This window comes from Rhodococcus sp. WS3, assembly GCF_003797085.1.
Classification (GTDB): Bacteria; Actinomycetota; Actinomycetes; order Mycobacteriales; family Mycobacteriaceae; genus Rhodococcus_F; species Rhodococcus_F globerula.
On record NZ_RKMA01000004.1, the window covers coordinates 327,674 to 346,972 of the forward strand.

A 19,299-nucleotide genomic window follows, 5' to 3' on the forward strand; every position below is an offset into this window, starting at 1 on the left:
AAGCGATACGAACCGCCCCCCAACCGAATCAGCGGTCATGGACGTCTGGGAGGACGTCATGAGCAGCATTTCTGCAGCATCCTGACGCCCGAAGTTCTATCGGTGAACCGCGACTGCGACGTGCTCGGATATCAAAGTGGTCCGCATCTGACGTCAAAGCGCTCACGAACGGCGCCAAGTGTCTGCCGATGGTGTTCCCGGTCATTGTGATGCGTCCGCATGAATCGGAGAGTTTCAAGCATCCTGCGCGGAATGGGGTACCAACGATCGAAGTTGAGACCGCAGTTCAGGAAGACCTTGTTCGGGACGGCGTCGAAGATGAGGCTGAGGTTGTACTGACCAAGCGTAAGTGCTGTCCAGATCAAGGTCTCTCTGGACTTGCGGGCCAGATCTTCACCATCGAGCTCGTAGAGTGGTGTCTCGTCGAGCTTGCCGAGGAACAACAGGTGGGTCAGAAAGTAGCTGGCGAACGATGAGAATCCAATCGTCACTGACCGCGTATTGATCGACAATGTCGTACCGTAAGTCGAAATATAGGGTTCGTATTCAGTGTCATTCCGGAGAAGATAACCCGAGCAGTTCACCAGCCAGCTCCCGGGCTGTATGAGCCTCGTTTCTCCACTGCGATATAGGATTTCGAGTCCGTCGGGCTGGTCGATCGCGTCGTCAAAGTACTCCATGTCGACAGTGTTAAGTCCGGACGAGATCGTCGCGGCTTCCGATTCCGAGAGCAGTCCGTTGAAGAATCGTCGTGATGGCTGGATCGGTTCCAGTCCGTGGGTTGCCTGAAACCAGTCCCTGACCTCGTCCTCGTTTGTGCCATCGAATCGAAGCGCGATCTCATTGAACATGCGGGTTGGTAGCGTTCCCTTCCACAATCGTCGGGCACCGTTGGGAAACATGTCGTCCCTGTTGATGAAGTACGTTCCGGCCCCGGCGATGACGTTGACTTCCCTGCCCGGGTATTCGGTTACCGCTGCGTAGGCGGTATCCATTGCCGTTTTTCCGCCGCCGACGATCCAGATCGGCGTATCGCTTGCATGCATCTCCTCGCTTCGGATGTCGAAGAAATCCGGCGATACAGAGTGGATCTGTTCACTCGATACCGACAGCGGTTCGTTTGGGTTGACCCCGAAGCCATTCGCTTTGATGACGCGCGTTGCGGCGATCGCAAGGCGTTGTCCTGTTTCCGATTGCGCAGTGATGCGATTGCCATCCGCCGACTCGGCGTGGGAATCGACTGTCCACCCGAAGTACTCGATGACCTGAACGCGTTTCTTGATGACGTCGAGGCAATGCGTGAAGTGATCGAGAACCTCGGGCTTGGTCGCCAAATACGATCTCTCTTGGCCCAAGGTCCACTTGATGTTTCCGGCGGTGAACAGTGGGTGGGGCTGGTGCAACCGAATGTAAGGGTAGGTGTCGCTCCACATCCCGCCGGGCCGGTGGCGTCGGTCGATGAGAATGATCTTGTGGTCGCGCGATAGATACTGTGAAGCGACCGCTGCAGCATTCAGTCCCGCGATCCCGGCGCCGACGATGCAAACATCGCACTGATCCATGAGTGGCCCTGATAGTGCTGGACTTGGACTATTCATTTCAACCTGCCTAGCTCGGAGTGTGCGGAGCGGTTTCGACTGACTCGACCAGGAGAGTGATCGTGATCTCCTTGGAGTTTCGGGTCGCAGGTTGATCTGTCAGCGCCCCCGGTCGGGCATCGTGATCGAATCCGGGTTCGGGATCCACCACCAGCACATCACTCGCTGTCGGCTTTGTCCTCGTGCAAACAGATGAGATCCGCGATAATCGAATGGACACGCGCGACGCCGCACACCTGACCCCACAGGGGTGGTCGATGATCACAGTTGACGAATTCTCCCGGCTCGTGGCCGCGATCTACGCATCGGCCGTCGATCCTGAACACTGGAATTCGACGCTTGCCGATTTTGTGCGAGCCTTCGACGGTGTCGGTTGCGGCCTGCTGACCTCGGGACCGACCAACCGGAAATCCGACGTGATGGTAAAGCAGATAGGTAAAGATCCTTCCGCGCTATCGACCTACAACGCCTATTACGGTCGGCTCGACTATGTGGCAGAAGCCGTGGAGAAGTCTCCGATCGGCCATATCCACACGGGGACCGAACTGATCCTCCCCAACACGAACACGGAGTTCTATGCCGACTGGTGCCGCCCCAACCGCTTCGGCGATGGCCTGTTCGTCCGTCTGACCGGAGGCAATTCCAGTGCGTGGCTGGGGATTGCCGCATCCAGGGACTCGGAGCCGTTCGGAACCCCTGATCGACTCAGACTGATCAGGCGGTTGGTTCCGCACCTACAACAGGCGATTCACACCGAAGCGAAACTCGTACACCTCAAGCAGGGCGAATGCGCTCTCTCTACCGCACTCGAGCAGGTCGAGCGCGGTATCGTGATCATCGGACTGGATGGTCGGATTATGCGGCTCAACTCCAGAGCTGAGACAATCCTCGCTTCCGGTGACGGCCTACATCTCGGTCAGCATGGGTCCATTGGAGCGTCGCTCGCTCGTACCGATCGAAAACTCCGAGACCTCATGTACCTCGCGACGGACTCACACGATAACCGGGTTCCTCGCGGCGGCACACTTTCCTGCCCTCGCCTTTCCGGGCGCTGCGACTATGCCGTTCATGTAGTTCCTCTCGCCGCGGACATCGCCGGAATCGGCACGGTCGGACTGGGCGAAGCGCGAGCCGCCGCACTCATCGTGATCGACGACCCGGATCGCGAAACCGATTTGGACACAACCGCATTGCGCGAGTTGTACGCACTCACCGGCACCGAGTCGGAAGTCGCCCTGCGCCTAGCACAGGGCGACAGGATGGAGCTGATTGCCGAGAATTTCTCCGTCTCGATCACCACAGTCAGGACCCACCTTCAGCACATCTTCGACAAGACCGGCACGCACCGCCAAGCCGAACTTGTGCACCTTCTCCTGTCCGCCGGTCCAACTCTTCACGACAATGTTCAAGGCCGCTTCAGGCGGCTTCCGTGACGAACAATCCGATCCAGGCCGAGAAGCGCCGAGCCCAGCCGGAGAACTTCTCACCGGCACAATCAGAGTGGAGATCGACCCGAACTAGCGACAGGCCACTACTGCTCGTCTACTGCTCGTCGCGACTCTTCGACCCCGGCAACAAGGCTGGGAACCAGATATCGGTCAGGACCTCCGCTGCCTGAACCCGGGTCACGTCGATGGTTCCCTGAACCGCCCAGCGGGTGAAGAAGCGCTCGAGTTGGCTGACCAGCAGTTCGACGCGCAGCCGAGCCTCGTCGCGCTGATCGGACGGCCACCGCTCGAGATATTTCGGCATCGCATTCGGCAGCTGTGTCATCCCGTCACGCGCAGTGATCCGGAATTCCGGCTCGAGTGCTACCGCCTCGTCCCACGCCGGCAGCAGCCTCTTGTTCTCGTCGAACCAGTCGAATGCCCGCTCCAACCACGCGGTGAATTCCGCGCGCGAATGTGTGTCGAGCACACGGTCGAGATCAATGTAGAAAGTGAACGCACTGGCGGCCATACCGGCTTCCCCGATGGTCTTCAGCATCGCCACCTTGCTGGGGAAATGCACGTAAAACGTGGCTCTACTGCATCCGACAGCCGAGGCGATGTCGTCGACCGTTACTGCCGCGTACCCGCGTTCTTCGAACAAAATGCGAGCAGCGTCCACGAGTTTGGCCCGCGTCGCGCGCTTCTGCTCGTCCCGCAGGGTGCCCCGCTTGCCTTTTCGACCATCCGTTGCCGTGCTCACATCAACTACCTTCGTTCACTTTGCGCTCTCTGGCAAATCGCCGACTCATCGTCATCGAGCAACATTGCGTCACTCATTGACACAACGTCAGCCAATGATGCACTATGACTCAAGTCACTTTCCGGGCTTCGACTCTTCGTCTCGATGTCCGGATCAGAACAGAAAGCGATGGCGTATGAGCCCCACGAATTTGCCGAGAGTCTGCATCATCGGCGCCGGGCCGACCGGAATCACGACGGCCAAGCGAATGAAGGAATTCGGAATACCCTTCGACTGCTACGAAGCATCCGACGAGGTCGGCGGAAACTGGTACTACAAGAACCCCAACGGCATGTCGGCCTGCTACCAGAGCCTGCACATCGACACCTCCAAGTGGCGATTGGCATTCGAGGACTTTCCCGTCTCCGCAGACCTACCCGATTTCCCGCACCACTCCGAACTTTTCCAGTACTTCAAGGACTACGTCGAACATTTCGGCTTGCGCGAGTCGATCATCTTCAACACCAGTGTTGTTGCAGCAGAACGTGATGCAGACGGACTCTGGACCATTACGCGCTCAGACGGCGAAGTCCGCACCTACGACGTACTGATGGTCTGCAACGGCCACCACTGGGACCCCAACATCCCGGACTACCCGGGCGAGTTCGACGGCGTCCTGATGCACAGTCACAGCTACAACGACCCGTTCGATCCGATCGACATGCGCGGCAAGAAGGTCGTCGTGGTCGGAATGGGCAACTCCGGCTTGGACATTGCGTCCGAACTGGGGCAGCGATACCTCGCTGACAAACTCATCGTCTCGGCGCGCCGCGGCGTGTGGGTGTTGCCGAAATACCTGGGCGGAGTGCCCGGAGACAAATTGATCACCCCGCCCTGGATGCCCCGCGGTCTGCGCCTGTTCCTGAGTCGCCGATTCCTCGGAAAGAACCTGGGAACCATGGAGGGCTACGGACTGCCCAAGCCAGACCACCGCCCCTTCGAGGCCCATCCGTCGGCCAGTGGCGAGTTCCTGGGACGCGCCGGGTCCGGCGACATCACCTTCAAGCCGGCGATCACCAAACTCGACGGAAAGCAGGTTCATTTCGCGGACGGCACAGCTGAGGACGTCGACGTAGTCATCTGCGCAACCGGTTACAACATCAGCTTCCCCTTCTTCAGCGATCCGAATCTGCTGCCGGACAAAGACAATCGATTCCCGCTCTTCAAGCGAATGATGAAGCCCGGAATCGACAACCTCTTCTTCATGGGACTGGCTCAGCCCATGCCGACACTCGTCAACTTCGCCGAACAGCAGAGCAAGCTCGTCGCGGCCTACCTGACCGGTAAATACCAACTGCCAACCCCCAGCGAAATGCAGGAGATCACCAAGGCCGACGAGGCGTACTTCCTCGCCCCCTATTACAAGTCTCCGCGCCACACCATTCAGCTCGAGTTCGATCCCTACGTCCGCAACATGAACAAGGAAATCGCCAAGGGCACCAAGCGCGCCGAGGCTTCGGGGAACAAGCTCCCCGTCGCGCCGCGTGCCGCAGCGCACGAGCTCGAGAAGGCGGATCGCATATGAGCCTGGTAAATGGCCACTGCAACAGCGAGTTCGAGGCCGTCTACAACGCCTTCGAAGCGCAACTGGCATCCGGCGAGGAACTGGGCGGCTCCATCGCCATCACCGTCGACGGAGAATCCGTCGTGGACATCTGGGGTGGCTACGCCGACGAATCCCGCACCACTCCTTGGGGTTCCGACACCATCGTGAACACCTTCTCCATCACCAAGACCATGGCAGCACTGTCCGCGTTGCTTCTTGTCGAACGCGGACAACTGGACGTCTACCAGAAGGTCGCCCACTACTGGCCCGAGTTTGCGGCAAACGGCAAGGAAGACATCGAAGTTCGCCACCTGCTGTCGCACACGTCGGGGGTCTCGGGCTGGGAGCGCCCGATCGAACTGAAGGACATCTACGACCTCGAGACGTCTACCGCCCGCCTCGCCACCCAGTCTCCGTGGTGGACGCCAGGTACGGCGTCGGGCTATCACGCGATCAACTACGGACATCTGATCAGCGAAGTCATCCGACGCATCGACGGGCGGACCCTCGGCAGGTTCTTTGCCGAAGAGCTTGCCGGCCCGCTGGGCGCCGACTTCCACATCGGCACGTCCGCAGAGCATTTCGGCCGAATCGCAACTCTTGTTCCGCCGCCGGCGCTGGAATTCGATCTGTCCACGCTCGACCAGGACAGCATCTTCATCAAGACCCTGACCTGCCCCTTGCTCGACTACCCCGAGGTCAATACCGCGCCCTGGCGCGAAGCCGAAATCGGCGGGGTCAACGGCCACGGAAACGCACGTTCGATTGCACGAGTTCAATCTCTGATTTCGTGTGGCGGTGAACTCGACGGCCAGAAGTTGCTCTCGCAGAGCACTATCGACTTGATCTTCGAAGTCCAAGCCGATGGCATCGACCTCGGGATCATGACTCCCCTCAAGTTCGGTATCGGCTACGGACTGCCGCACCCGGATACCGCACCACTCGTTCCAGGCGGACGCGCGTGCTGGTGGGCCGGAATCGGCGGCTCGATGCTGGTCAACGATCTGGACCGTCGGATGACCTTCGCGTACGTCATGAACAAAATGGCACCGGGCCTGATCGGGTCCGACCGCAGCAACGCCTACCTGAGCGCTGCGTACAACTCCGAGATCAGTGAGGTCAGTTCATGAAGGCAGCTCAGCTCATGGGGCCTGGTCTCCTCGAGATCAACGACGTGCCGATCCCCGAGATCGGTCCGTCGGAACTGCTGATTCGGGTGGGCGCAGCGGGAATCTGCCACTCCGACCTGCACCTGCTGCACTTTCCGTACAAGATGCGCGAAGAACCGCTGACAATCGGCCACGAAATTGCCGGAACGATCGAAGCCGTCGGGAGTAGCGTCGACGGCCGTTCCGTCGGAGAGCGTGGCGTCGTCTACCTGTGCTGGTCCTGTGGACAGTGCCGAGAATGCATGAGCGGCAACGAGAACATGTGCCTCGCTGCCGGACGAACCGCAATGCCTCCCTGTCCCGGGCTCGGTCCCGAAGGCGGCATGGCCGAGTACGTGAAAATCCCGGCCCGCTCCTTTGTCCCCATCGGAGATCTCGACTTTCTCCAGGCCGCACCACTCGCCGACGCAGCGCTGACCAGCTACCACGCCATCCGTGGCGCTCGTGAGCATCTGCAGCCCGGCGCCACCGCCGTGGTAATCGGAGTCGGCGGCCTCGGTCACGTTGCAGTACAAATACTTCGCGCAATCAGTGCCGTGCGCGTCATCGCCGTCGATGTCGGACAGGATCAACTCGATCTCGCCAAACGTTGCGGCGCCGACATCACGCTCGAATCGGGACCGGACACCGCGCAGCACATCCTCGACCTCACGTCGGCCAGAGGCGCAGAAGTCATCTTCGACTTCGTCGGTATCGACGCAACTGCACAGATGTCCGTTCAAGCGGTTGCGCCGAACGGCGCGTATCGCATGGTAGGTCTCGGAGGCGGAAACCCCGGAATCACTGCCGAAGCCGCCGGCGGACCGGGCTGGCCGTGGGGTGCATCGGTCCGGAAGTCGTATGGCGGCACCAGAAACGACCTCGTCGATTCCATCGCCCTGGCGCAGGCCGGTCTGGTAACGGTAGAAGTGGCCCGCTTCGACCTCGCTGATGCCCGCGACGCACTCGATCGTCTCGAGCACGGCAAGGTCACCGGACGCGCAGTGCTCGTACCCTAATTCTCGAAAGGTGCTTCACGTGACCACTCCCGCTGATACACAGGCATACATCGCGTCCGTCATGGCAGGCCTGACCGGCCCCGGTGGACCTTTCGAAATGGGCGTCGAAGACGTTCTCGGTAGTTCGATGCCCGTCATGAAGAACCGTGACAAGTCGCTGGGAGACGTACTCGCAGCGTCTGTCGACTACGGTTCACGCGACTACCTGGTGACCAAGGACCGACGCTTCAGCTACCTCGAACATGGTGCGGCCGTTGCCGCTCTAGCCACTGCGCTGCGCGAACAGTACGGCGTCGGCAAGGGCGATCGTGTGGGCATTCTTGCCGCCAACACCCCGGAATGGGTGATCACGTTCTGGGCAGCCCAGGCGCTCGGAGCCATCGCCGTCGGTTTCAACTCGTGGTGGGTGGCACGTGAGGTGAAGTACGGCATCGAACACACCACACCTACCGTGGTGATCGCCGATGCCAAGCGCGCGCACATTCTTTCCGGGTTGGGCACCGATATTCCGGTGCTCACCACGGAAGAGGATTTGCCGGCCCTGATCGAGAAGTTCTCCGGATCACCGCTTCCCCGTACCACGGTCGACGAGGACGATCCGGCCGTCATCCTGTACACGAGTGGAACCAGCGGGCGCCCCAAGGGAGCCGTTCACACCCACCGAAACGTGTTGGCAGTCATCGATTACCACCGCTACAGCGATCGCCTCGCTGCGGCCTTCACCGGGCAACCCACCGACGGACGACCGAGCGACTTGCGTTATCTGCTGACCGCGCCGCTGTTCCACATCGCAAGCCTGCACAATCTGGCGGTCCCTCGACTGGCCACGGGCGGCGCCGTGGTCATTCATCAGGGCGCCTTCGACGTCGACGAAGTCCTCTCGCTCGTCCAGCGCGAGAAAGTCACCAACTGGGCTGTCGTCCCCACCATGGCAAGCCGTCTGCTCGAACACGGCAATCTCGAGAAGTACGACCTGACGTCACTGAGCGCATTTGCATTAGCTTCAGCGCCGTCGTCTCCGGCCTTGCAGGAACGCCTACGGGCACAACTGCCTTTTGCGCAGCACGCTCTGGTGGATAGTTACGGACTCACCGAATCCTCGACCGGAATTTCGGTTGCGACGCCCCCGGAACTTGCTGCATTTCCCGGAACTCTCGGCCGCCCGATCATCGGTGTGAGCGTGGAGGTTCGCGACCCCTTCGGTGTTGCGGTCCCAGATGGCGAGGAAGGTGAAATCTGTGCGCGTAGTCCCTATGTGATGTTGGGATATTGGAACGACGAGGCGGCCACTGCGGCTGCCATCGCCCCCGACCGCTGGCTCAGGACCGGCGACTTCGGAGTTCTCGAAGACGGTCGCCTTCGACTCACCGGGCGCAGATCCGACCTGATCCTGCGCGGCGGCGAAAACATCTATCCCCTCGAGATCGAACAGTGCCTCGACGAGCATCCGGCTGTGCTCGAATGCGCCGTGATCGGCTTTGATTCTGCAGACCTGGGCCAGGAAGTTGCTGCCGTCGTCGTTCTGCGTGACGAAGGCGCCGCGACGGAAGAGGAACTACGCAGCTATGTCGCCGAACGACTCGCTTACTTCAAGGTGCCGGTGAAGTGGCAACTGAGCACAACTCCTCTGCCCCGCAACGCAACCGGAAAAACCATACGCGCAAAGGTGGTTATCGCATGACCTACGACGCCGTGATCAACAACGGATTGTGGTTCGACGGCACCGGAGCCAAACCGGCAATCCGCAACCTGGGAATCCGGGACGGGCGAGTCACCGCTATCTCGCTCGACCCCCTCGACGAAACCGATTGTCCCCGGGTCATCGACGCCCGGCGAAAGTGGGTGATCCCGGGAATCGTCGACATTCACACGCACTACGACGTCGAGATCCTGGAAGGGCCGGCGCTGAGCGAATCCCTGCGGCACGGGGTCACGTCGATCTTTGTCGGATCGTGTTCCCTGTCTACCATTCACGCCAGCCCGTCCGATGCAGGCGATCTCTTCGGACGCGTCGAAGCAATCCCACGCAAACACGTCGTCGAAGCACTCACGAGGGCCAAGACCTGGAACTCCGCGCGCGAGTACATCGCCGCACTCGAGTCACTTCCGTTGGGCCCCAATGTCGCAGCCTTCATCGGACACTCCGACATGCGAGCTGCCGAAATGGGGTTGGACCGTGCAACGCGGAAGGACGTGCATCCCAGTGATGCCGAACTCGCATCGATGGAAGCACATTTGACCGAGGCACTTGACGCCGGCTTCGTCGGAATGTCCGGCCAGCAACTGCTGTTCGACAAACTTGACGGCGAAACCTGCCGCTCACGCACCCTGCCGTCGACGTATGCCACCACGAAGGAACGACGCCGACTCAACGCGATCCTGCGCCGCCGGGGACGGGTATTTCAGGCCGGACCAGACCCCACCAATCCAGTGAGCACCGGTGCCATGGCGTTCACCAGTGTGGGTCTGTGGCGTAAGCGACTCAAGACGAGCATGCTCTCGGCAGCAGACATCAAGTCGAACAAGTTTGCCGTGGCAATTCTCGGACCGCTGGCGCATCTGGTCAATCGACTCGGCGGTGACCTGCGCTGGCAGCATCTGCCTGTGCCCTTCGAGGTGTATGCCGACGGAATCGATCTCGTTGTCTTCGAGGAGTTCGGATCCGGGGCTGCGGCACTGCATCTGACCGACGAGATGGAACGCAACGTTCTGATGCAGAGCGAGGAATACCGTCGACAATTCCGCAAGGACTACGACCAGAAGTTCGGCGTCAAGGTGTGGCACCGAGACTTCTTCGACGCCGAAATCGTTTCCTGCCCAGACGATTCCCTGGTAGGCAAGACCTTCGGCCAGGTCGGCGTCGAGCGTGGCAGCATCCACCCGGTCGACGCGTTCCTGGATCTGGTGCTCGAGCACGGAACCAAGGTTCGTTGGCGCACAACCATTTCCAACCACCGCCCCGAGATACTGGACAAGTTCGCTCAGGACAACGGCGTACAACTCGGATTCTCGGACGCCGGAGCACATTTGCGCAATATGGCGTTCTACAACTTCGGCCTACGACTACTTCGCCGCGTGTACGACGCCCAGAAGATCGGCCGGCCCTTCATGACGGTCGAGGCAGCAGTACATCGTCTCACCGGCGAACTTGCCGAGTGGTACGACGTCGATGCGGGGCACCTTCGATTGGGTGACCGCGCCGACCTTGTCGTTATCGATCCCGCTCATCTCGACGATTCGCTCGAGGCTTACGCCGAGAGTCCGGTTGTGGAGTACGACAACCTCTCTCGCATGGTTAATCGTAACGACGAGACCGTAACCGCCGTATTCGTCGGCGGCGAGTACGTATTCGGCGAGGGTGAAGCAGCACCGGTCCTCGGCAACCGCCGAACCGGAAAATTCTTGAAAGCAGGTGCCCATTAACATGTCCAGATTTGCCGGCAAGACCGCGGTCGTCACCGGCGCAGCCTCGGGGATCGGCGCGGCGATTGCACTGCGCCTCATCAGCGAAGGTGCGCGCGTCGCAGGCATCGATATCTCCGAGGGCGCGCTGAAGGAGATCGCGGCCCAACACGACGGTTCCTTCCTCGCCGCACCGGCCGATGTGACCAAGGAGTCCGATGTCGCCGAGGCCATTGCCGCTGCGGCAGCGGAATTCGGTGGGATCGACATCGCATTCAACGTTGCCGGAGCGTCGAGGGTGGGACAGATCGTCGACCTCGACGAAGCGGATTGGGACTTCACCATCGATTTGGTGCAGAAGGGTGTGTTCCTCTGCACCAAACACGAAGCGCGCCATATCCGTGAGCACGGAAGGGGTGGAGCGATCGTCAATGTCTCCTCACTCAACGCCCATATTCCGAGCCCGTACGGAAGTGCATACGCCACCGGCAAAGCCGGTGTCGAGATGTTCAGCAAGAATGCCGCGATCGAACTCGCGGCGTCGGGAATCCGTGTCAACGCAGTTCTCCCCGGTCTGGTCGACACCCCACTGGTCGCGCCGGTGATGGGTTACGAACCCGCGCGTGACATGTTCCTGGATCGAATCCCCATGGCCCGAGCGGCAACTCCCGAAGAGATTGCCGCTCCCTGCCTGTATCTCGCGAGCGACGACGCCACCTACATCACCGGAACATCACTGGTGGTCGACGGCGGTTGGGAAGTGTCGAACTACCCGGATCTGACAAAACTCGGTAACTGAATCAGTTGCCGGGCAGCACGCACTGCGTGTCGAGGCCGAGGACGTGGTTGAGCCGGCCGAAGGCCAACCACGATCCGAGGCACATACTCAGTTCCACGATTTCGGCCTGAGAGTAGTGGGCAGTCATGCGTTCCCAGAACTCGTCGTCCAGTCCGTGATGATCGAGTGCGTACCGTTCGGCGTATTCGGCGGCCAGCCGTGTCCTGTCGTCAAAAGCATCGGTGGTTCGCCAGTCGGTGACGGACTGCGCAAAATCAGATTCGACAGTTGCACCGTCACGTTCGGTTCGCCAGTCCTGGCAGAAGATACAACCGTTGATCTGAGCGATACGCAGCCGAGCGGCCTCGAACTCTCGCAGACCGAGAGTGGTGTCGGAATACACCTTTTGGGAGAACGCGGCTGCGGCGGGACCGATGCCCGGAACCATCTCACCCCACACGTAGCCGATCGGATTCTTGCCCTCAGGGATGTCGATGTTCATATTCGGTCCTCCAGGTATCGGCGCCGAGTTTGCCGACGCCTGGGGTGAGTGGGACGTCGAGCGCGTCGTACAAGCCTGGCTGCGCGGCGCGCAACCACGGGATCGCATTGACGAGACGCCCTACAGCAGTGGCATTTCCACCGGCCGCGCGATTTCCACCCTCGTCGGTGGCCTCGACGTTGATCTCAATTCGTGGGCGGCCTTCGATGATGACTTTGTGCACCCCGTCCCCACCGCCTGGAGGAGACGGCCAGTCAGGAGCACACGACGGGTGAATCCGGGTGACGTGTTCGATGACGATCAACGGTTTGCCGTCGACAATTCCCTGAACTTCGAATCGCAAACCGCCCTGGGTTCCGGCGGAAAAATCACCCATGTGCTCGGTGGTCACCGTCTCGTCGAGAGCCCGGCGCAGCAGGGTCTCACTGATGCCGTCGAGTTCGACGCCCAACGCACGTGCGATGAGCCGAATCTGTCCTCCCCACACCATCGTTGGGACACCCGACGCAACCATGGGCGGCTCGTACTCCATCGGCTGACCCATACCGACGAGGTAGCGCACCGAATCCGGCTGGTCGTACGTCGTGTAGTCGAAAATCTCCTGACACCGAATCTGGTCGATAGTTCCGGACAGGCCCGTGATCATCACCGGCAGAATGTCGTTTCCCCACCCAGGATCGACGCCGGAGACGAACAGCGCGCCGCCGCCGGCCTTGGCTGCGGCCAGGACGGGATCCCGCACTTCGGGCGGCGCCGAACGGTGGTCGTACAGGGCGTAGACCGAGGGCGTCACCACGACAGCGCCGCCGTGTAGCGCGCGCATGATGTCCGCGGTGGCATCGTCCGGCCGGATCTCACCCGAAGCTGCGTAGACAACGGCGTCGGGAACAGTGGCAAGAACGGCATCGGCATCATCGGTGGCAACCACACCCAACCGGTAGCCGAGTTGCGCGAGGTCTCCCGCATCTCGGCCGACCTTGTCGGGATTTGCGACTACGACTGCGCAGAGTTCGAGCGCCGGATTGGCGGCGACGGCCCGAATCGAGGCACGGCCGACGTTTCCCGTCCCCCACACAACCGTCCGGATCTTCGCCTCGATGTCGCGGTCATCCATAATTCGGACAGTACCCATTCCGGGGTAGTTGTCACGGCCGAATGCGCGAATCTACCCGGTGAGGAAAACCAAGGCTTGCGGCGGGAGAGTCGCGCCGGGGCTGCGCCGATACATCTCGGCCGGCCTGCCCGTAGTAGCCCTCACGTATTCCCCGGTACTGACCAGCGCGTCGACAACATGACGCCGGAAGCTGTCCTTCTGCAATTCACGATCGAACACCACCTCGTAGAGTTGCCGCAGTTGGGGGACGGTGAAAGTGTCGCCGAGGAGACCGGCCGGGTCGACGGCTTCGGCAAACCGGCTCCGGAGGTCGGCAACTGCCAATCCGACTATCTCGGTGTGGTCGAAAGCCAGGTCCAGGGCTCCGTAGGCATCGAGGAGGATCGCGTGGACCGGCATGTCACTTTCCGGCAGCGCGGCAGCGTGCGCAACCGATAAGACCCATCCCCTGTCGTCGCGATTCGGGTTGTCGAGAATTGCCAGTTGATGGAACTCCGCATCTACCATTCCCGCTTTGGAGTGCAAGGCCCGATCTGCTGCGGCAGTGAGTAATTCGCGCTCATGGAGAAAGGTGCCGGGCAAAGCGAACTTGCCCAGCCGATGCTCGACTACAAGCACTTTGAGGGCAGCGTCCGAATAGGTCAGAACGGCGACGTCGACGGCGACCGACGGCCGCGGATAGTCGGTTAACGATTTGCCGCTCGCGTCTGTCCATTCATTCACTCTTGCATATTAGCTCAATCATGATCTATGTTTAGCGCAAAGTTGAGCAAAGGGGTTGACGTGAGGCTGAACGCACTACAGACCGATCGAGCGGCGGGGGTACTGCTCGGCACGGCAGCTGGCGACGCACTGGGCGCCGGATACGAGTTCACGTATCCGAAGGCCGAGGTTGTCATCGACATGATCGGCGGCGGTCCGTTCAAGTGGGCGCCGGGTGAGTGGACGGACGATACCTCGATGGCCGTAGCCATCGCCGAAGTCGCCGCAACCGGGATCGATCTTGCCAGCACCGAGGGCCTGGATGCCGTTGCAGCGCAGTTCATTCGGTGGTACGACTCGAAACCCGAAGATATCGGCAATCAGACCCGGGCCGTACTGTCCGCCCACTCTCCCAACGCAGCGGATATGGCGACTCGTGCGAAGGCGGTCAGCGGACTCAAGGGCGGCAACGGTTCGCTTATGCGCACCGCGCCAGTTGCGCTGGCTTACCTTGACGACCCCAGAGGTGCTGTCGATGCCGCGTGGAAGATCGGCGCACTCACGCATGACGATCCACAGGCCGGCCAAGCCTGTCAGATATGGACCCATGCCATCCGCCACGCGGTGATCCACGGAAACTTCGACGGTGTCCGCGACTACCTGACCGGCGCCGATCAGGAGGTGGTCGATTATTGGGGACCACTGCTCGACCAGGCTGAAAATGGCAGCCCGCGAGACTTCTCCAAGAACGGCTGGGTGGTTCACGCACTCCAGACGGCATGGTGGGCAATAACTTCCACCGACAGCAGCAACACCGAACATCTGCAGCACGCGCTCGAAGCCGCGGTCCGAGCCGGCGGCGACACCGACACGACTGCCGCAATCGCCGGCGGCCTACTCGGCGCCCGCTGGGGAGCATCGGCGATACCGGAGCGGTGGCGCCGCATCATGCACGGGTGGCCGGGGTATACCTCCACCGACTTGATTCGTCTTGCACTCAACACCACAGGAGAAGCAATGCCCACCATCTCCGTCGTCGAAGGTGACATCACCACCCTGGACGTCGACGTAATAGTCAACGCCGCCAACACCGCTCTCCTCGGCGGTGGGGGCGTCGACGGCGCCATTCACCGCGCCGGCGGTCCGGAAATCCTCGAAGAATGCAAAGCTCTGCGCGCCTCCAGCCTGCCCGACGGCTTGCCGGTGGGCTCAGCCGTAGCCACCACAGCAGGAAAGATGAAAGCACGCAACGTGATCCACACCGTCGGCCCGCGATACTCACGTTCGCAGGATCGGTCGGCGCAGCTACGATCGGCGTACACGCAAAGCCTCGCCGTGGCCGATTCCCTTGGCGCCCAGACCGTCGCCTTCCCGCTGATCTCTTCGGGCGTCTACGGCTGGCCCAAGGAAGACGCTGCAAAACAGGCAGTTACGGCAATTCACTCAGCGCATACCGCTGTGGACAACGTCATTCTCGTTGCCTACGACAAGCCGTCGGCGGATGTACTGCGGCGAGCACTCGAGTAGCGGCTAGCGAACCCTCATCCGGCGGTTCAACTGCCGACTCCCGAAGTCCAGACCCGCACCGTCACTGGTGGCCAGTGCTGTCAGCACAGCGGCGACGAGCAGCGATATGACTACGACACCCATGATGCGCACCTCGTTCGGACTCGAGCGGAAACACTTTTCTGAAAACAAGTATATGTAACTTAGGGTTACGTGCAATGTGTTGTCACTCACCTGAAACCCGCGATCACGCTCCGAATCACATCAAACCTGGGCAATTCACAACGTCAACACCGTCGGCGTTGGCCACACCGGAAGAGATGCGATGTTCGAAGCGTGTGGGGCACTGCGCGTCGGAGTGTCAGGAAACCGAGGATCTGTTTCCGCGTAGGGGCGTCACGCGCCATGCCACAGCCGTCAGGGCGGCAGCAGTTCCCGCTGCCGGCCAGAGGGCGTGAGTGCCGATCCACCGATGTGCAAGCGCTCCCAGGACTGCACCGCCGATCAGACCCGCACACATTCCGAAGTGTTGCAGCCATGCCCACCGCGGGCCGCCCAGGAATGCGCCCGTCAAACGTTGGCCCATTTTCACCAGGGCACCCGTCATGTAAGTGACGCCGATGGTTACCTCGCCGTCACGCTGGAACACCGAATTGACCGCGCCCATGGACAAAGCCATAGCGGTGACCGCACCGGGAATGATGCCGAAGCTACCCAGTATCGCCCCCAGTACCAACAATGCGGTCACCACCGATAGCACGGTAACCTTGCGTGTCCGAACCGAATAGCGTTCCGTGACATACGTGATCACCGTGCCGAGCGCGATACCGAGCAGAAAGAGCACAATCACGGCCGCGGGCACTCGGGCGGCGGCCCACAATCCGTCGGCGATCGAGACGCTCATCTGAGTCATATTGCCGCTCATGAACGATACGAACTGTCCGCTGAGAACGATGAAGCCGATCGCGTCGACGTATCCGGCCAGCCCGGCAAGCGCTATCGCCAAACCGATGAGTGATCTGCTGTATCCCGTCACCCGAAAAGCCTGTCACAGTCGACCATGAACCATGCAGTCGCAACCGGACAGGTTAGGCGTCGAGCGCTGTGAATCCTGCCAGTTGACGCAATCTCACCAGATCTACTTTCCGCCGCGGACGCGTCACCCCCGGACGGTTGCGTGGAACCCGAACCCGAAGCGCAGCGGGCCGGACCTCGCATCGCACGGGGACCGGGAAGACCAATGCTTCACCATCGACGCCGACAGGAATCTCCGGCCGATCGGCGTCGACGATCACCTCTAATGCCGTGGCTTGCGTCAGTCCCCGCCGATGTGCGCGGCGAAGCAACCCGAGGGCCTGCCGCGGGCTGTTGACCGACAGCGCGACAACGCCGAGTGTTCCCAGGTCCAGCCGCGGCCGTTGCCCGAGTCCGGCAAGGTCATCCGTCTCGTACGGGCCGTTGCTGACCAACACCGCTTGTGGTGACTCGATGACGCGGTCCTGAACGTGCACGACAAATTTTGCGCCCTGCTGCTCCGCCAGGACATCCGGGAGCATCCGCACGACCGTACTGGTCTTGGCATCGCGATACGACGGATTCTGCACCACTTCGGCATACGCGCCGAACGACGCGTTGTTCACAAACGGTCGATCACCCACAGTCCCGAGATCGACGTAGATGTCGACGCCGTCATTCAAAGCGTCAAGGCATCGCGACGGATCTTGGAGATCCAAACCGAGATCTGCGGCAAAATGATTGCGTGTACCTGCGCTGATCACCAGATAGGGCAACCCATGTTCGGCGGCGACCGCCGCCACCAAGGCCTGTGTTCCGTCGCCTCCCGCGACACCGAGTAGATCAGCCCCGTTGTCGACGGCATTGCGCGCCACGTCTGCCACGTCAACCGGGTGGGCGGGGTCGAGAACGTATACCTCGGCACCCAATTCTCGAGCCTTGTCGATCAAACCGAATTTTCCGACCTTCCCGCCGCCCGAATTTGGGTTCATCACGAAGAAGGGCCGATCTGCAGGGCTCGAAGGATGTTCCGGGACAGGAGAACCCGACTCATCGTCTTGCAGAGCGGCCCGAGCGCACAACGCGGCCACAATCAACAAACCGATCGTCACCAACACCACTGCAAGCAGATTCGCCCGGATCAGAAAGACGAGCACCACTATCGGCGTCAACACCCCGATTGCCAGAGCGAACCAGCGTACAAACCCGCGACTGGTGAGAAACCAGTACGCGGCAACCACACTCACCACCACAGCTCCGACGCCCATGATCAACAACATCAGCGTCTTCAAGCCGGCAAAGACCAGCAGAACCACCACTGCTGCGAATGCCGCGACCACTGCCGCCCTGGCCAACCATCGTTGCTTGCTCGTTGCCATGTCAGCTCCCCTGTTCAACTACGTCGTATGTCATGACATCAAGCGTGAGCGGCATCTGATTGCTGCGCCGACCGGTGTCCACGCCCGTTGCGAACTGCGCCGCGGCACCGGAATCCGTGACCGAATCGAGGTTGTCCTGGTTCACGATTCGGTTTGTCAGATCGAAAGAACGTATCTCGAACGGAAGTCCGTTCGACGCCAGAGGATTCGGTCCGTCCATGATGTGGAAATGCAGATGCGGGGCGTCGGTGTTACCGGAGTTACCCAACTTGCCCAACGATTGACCCGCCGTCAGCTTGTCACCGACCTCGAGCGGGATACTTCCTCTCTGCAGGTGAGCGTAGAAGGCATATCGACCGTTTCCGAGATCCTGAACAACATGATTACCACCGAATTGATCGAGCGTGAGCCCGACGGGATCAGCGCCAGGAGTCTGTTCCGGAAGGTCATTCACCATCGAAACAATCTTGCCCTCCGCTACGGCAAAAACATCGCTGCCGTAGTAGGGATAACTGTTGACGGACGTCCGATCTCCATTGAACATCTTTCCCTCGGACGTCAGTTGAACGTAGTCGATGGCAAATCGCTCCGGAGCAAAAAGCTGTCCGTTGAGGGGACTGACGGCACCACGGTGAGCTGTTAGACCACAACAACCGTTTCCGTTCAACCAGTTCTCACCGTTCAGCGGCGGATCGATCACTACCGCAGACTGTGTCGATACCGTGGTCCGAGCCACGATCTCCGTCATCTCTGCCGGGAGAAGCGGCGGATTCGGGGTGGCCACCGCCACCGAAATTCGATGTTCGACAACCTCGGGAACCTCTGAGCTGGACGGTACCGTCACGTCTATCCAGGCCAAGCCCGATTGACCGGGGCCCAGAGTCTCCGTCGGCCTCGTAGCGCCGAATACCCTGATCCACGGCAGAAGCCCGTCGGAAATCGAACTCTGCAACGGAACTCCGTTCGACACCGGCTCGATACTCCGCAAGGTAAGCGGCTGCGCGAGGGTATTCGTGAGGAACAGCTCGTACGCGAGGTGTACCTCTCCGTCAGTGGCGGTTACCGGAATCGGAGCGGCAAGGGTAGCGGCAGTCAACGGGGTGAGCACTGGTTCGGCTGAGTTGGAGCCGGGAGCAGAAGTGAGCGAAGAATCCGAAGGAGTCGTCTGTGAATTCTGCGTCGTGGAGCACGAGACAACCATCGCCGCGGCAAGAAAAACTAATGCAATGCTGTTCTTTCCACTCGGACTTGCCATTTCAGGAATGTTAGACCTGAACCAGCCCGGTTGCGATAAATGCGCTCGATATTTACCGTATCGAATTCAATCCTTGGATAAGCGCATTTATGCATACCCACTAGGAC

16 protein-coding genes and 1 pseudogene are annotated in these 19,299 nt (G+C 60.7%); 9 read left to right on the plus strand and 8 right to left on the minus strand.

Going from position 1 to position 19,299, the window contains the following annotated elements; genetic code table 11:
• Positions 1-131: 131 nt before the first annotated feature.
• Positions 132-1,562: an FAD-dependent oxidoreductase gene (locus tag EEB13_RS29330; protein ID WP_095887404.1), complete on the minus strand. Its 1,431-nt coding sequence runs from the start codon at positions 1,560-1,562 to the stop codon at positions 132-134.
• A gap of 293 nt (positions 1,563-1,855) precedes the next feature.
• Here EEB13_RS29330 and EEB13_RS29335 point away from each other — a divergent pair, with 293 nt between their 5' ends.
• Positions 1,856-3,031 (plus strand): helix-turn-helix transcriptional regulator, encoded by a 1,176-nt coding sequence (locus EEB13_RS29335; protein ID WP_045066779.1) that lies wholly within the window; start codon positions 1,856-1,858, stop codon positions 3,029-3,031.
• A gap of 109 nt (positions 3,032-3,140) precedes the next feature.
• Here the strand turns inward: EEB13_RS29335 and EEB13_RS29340 are convergent, their stop codons facing one another.
• Complete coding sequence (locus EEB13_RS29340; RefSeq protein WP_045065624.1) at positions 3,141-3,788, minus strand: TetR/AcrR family transcriptional regulator; 648 nt, start codon at positions 3,786-3,788, stop codon at positions 3,141-3,143.
• Between the two features lie 175 nt (positions 3,789-3,963).
• Here EEB13_RS29340 and EEB13_RS29345 point away from each other — a divergent pair, with 175 nt between their 5' ends.
• Genes EEB13_RS29345 through EEB13_RS29370 form a run of 6 tightly spaced genes read left to right on the plus strand, consistent with a single transcriptional unit; the run spans position 3,964 to position 11,741 of the window.
• Entirely contained in the window at positions 3,964-5,352 is a 1,389-nt protein-coding gene (locus EEB13_RS29345; protein WP_141486865.1) for a flavin-containing monooxygenase, read from the plus strand.
• Complete coding sequence (locus tag EEB13_RS29350) at positions 5,349-6,503, plus strand: serine hydrolase domain-containing protein (RefSeq protein WP_141486866.1); 1,155 nt, start codon at positions 5,349-5,351, stop codon at positions 6,501-6,503. The genes EEB13_RS29345 and EEB13_RS29350 overlap by 4 nt, the downstream gene beginning before the upstream one ends.
• Complete coding sequence (locus EEB13_RS29355) at positions 6,500-7,540, plus strand: NAD(P)-dependent alcohol dehydrogenase (protein WP_141486867.1); 1,041 nt, start codon at positions 6,500-6,502, stop codon at positions 7,538-7,540. The genes EEB13_RS29350 and EEB13_RS29355 overlap by 4 nt, the downstream gene beginning before the upstream one ends.
• Positions 7,541-7,559: 19 nt before the next feature.
• Positions 7,560-9,221, plus strand: a complete 1,662-nt coding sequence (locus EEB13_RS29360; RefSeq protein WP_141486868.1) for a class I adenylate-forming enzyme family protein — start codon at positions 7,560-7,562, stop codon at positions 9,219-9,221.
• Complete coding sequence (locus EEB13_RS29365) at positions 9,218-10,963, plus strand: N-acyl-D-amino-acid deacylase family protein (protein WP_092804749.1); 1,746 nt, start codon at positions 9,218-9,220, stop codon at positions 10,961-10,963. The genes EEB13_RS29360 and EEB13_RS29365 overlap by 4 nt, the downstream gene beginning before the upstream one ends.
• Position 10,964: 1 nt before the next feature.
• Entirely contained in the window at positions 10,965-11,741 is a 777-nt protein-coding gene (locus tag EEB13_RS29370; RefSeq protein ID WP_045065635.1) for an SDR family NAD(P)-dependent oxidoreductase, read from the plus strand.
• 1 nt (position 11,742) lies between these two features.
• Here EEB13_RS29370 and EEB13_RS29375 read toward each other — a convergent pair whose 3' ends face one another.
• The 3 genes from EEB13_RS29375 to EEB13_RS29385 are packed head-to-tail and all read right to left on the minus strand — an operon-like array spanning position 11,743 to position 14,059.
• Positions 11,743-12,222, minus strand: coding sequence for a carboxymuconolactone decarboxylase family protein (locus tag EEB13_RS29375; protein WP_045065637.1), 480 nt, complete (start codon positions 12,220-12,222; stop codon positions 11,743-11,745).
• Positions 12,203-13,336: a dihydrodipicolinate reductase gene (locus EEB13_RS29380; protein WP_116102483.1), complete on the minus strand. Its 1,134-nt coding sequence runs from the start codon at positions 13,334-13,336 to the stop codon at positions 12,203-12,205. The genes EEB13_RS29375 and EEB13_RS29380 overlap by 20 nt, the downstream gene beginning before the upstream one ends.
• 51 nt (positions 13,337-13,387) lie before the next feature.
• Positions 13,388-14,059, minus strand: coding sequence for an NUDIX hydrolase (locus EEB13_RS29385; protein WP_141486869.1), 672 nt, complete (start codon positions 14,057-14,059; stop codon positions 13,388-13,390).
• Between the two features lie 27 nt (positions 14,060-14,086).
• On the opposite strand from EEB13_RS29385, the pseudogene EEB13_RS32135 reads away from it, so the two are divergent.
• Positions 14,087-14,914 (plus strand): annotated as a pseudogene (locus tag EEB13_RS32135) (ADP-ribosylglycohydrolase family protein); the annotation flags it as partial.
• A 141-nt stretch (positions 14,915-15,055) separates the two neighbouring features.
• On the plus strand, positions 15,056-15,565 hold the full coding sequence (locus tag EEB13_RS32140; protein ID WP_261984677.1) for an O-acetyl-ADP-ribose deacetylase: 510 nt from the start codon (positions 15,056-15,058) through the stop codon (positions 15,563-15,565).
• A gap of 340 nt (positions 15,566-15,905) precedes the next feature.
• Here EEB13_RS32140 and EEB13_RS29395 read toward each other — a convergent pair whose 3' ends face one another.
• Genes EEB13_RS29395 through EEB13_RS29405 form a run of 3 tightly spaced genes read right to left on the minus strand, consistent with a single transcriptional unit; the run spans position 15,906 to position 19,192 of the window.
• Positions 15,906-16,580, minus strand: coding sequence for a YoaK family protein (locus tag EEB13_RS29395; RefSeq protein ID WP_141486871.1), 675 nt, complete (start codon positions 16,578-16,580; stop codon positions 15,906-15,908).
• A gap of 52 nt (positions 16,581-16,632) precedes the next feature.
• Entirely contained in the window at positions 16,633-17,937 is a 1,305-nt protein-coding gene (locus EEB13_RS29400; protein WP_141486872.1) for a diacylglycerol/lipid kinase family protein, read from the minus strand.
• A gap of 1 nt (position 17,938) precedes the next feature.
• Positions 17,939-19,192 carry a M23 family metallopeptidase gene (locus tag EEB13_RS29405; protein WP_141486873.1) on the minus strand — a complete coding sequence of 418 codons (1,254 nt, stop codon included), beginning with the start codon at positions 19,190-19,192 and terminating at the stop codon, positions 17,939-17,941.
• Positions 19,193-19,299: the final 107 nt, after the last annotated feature.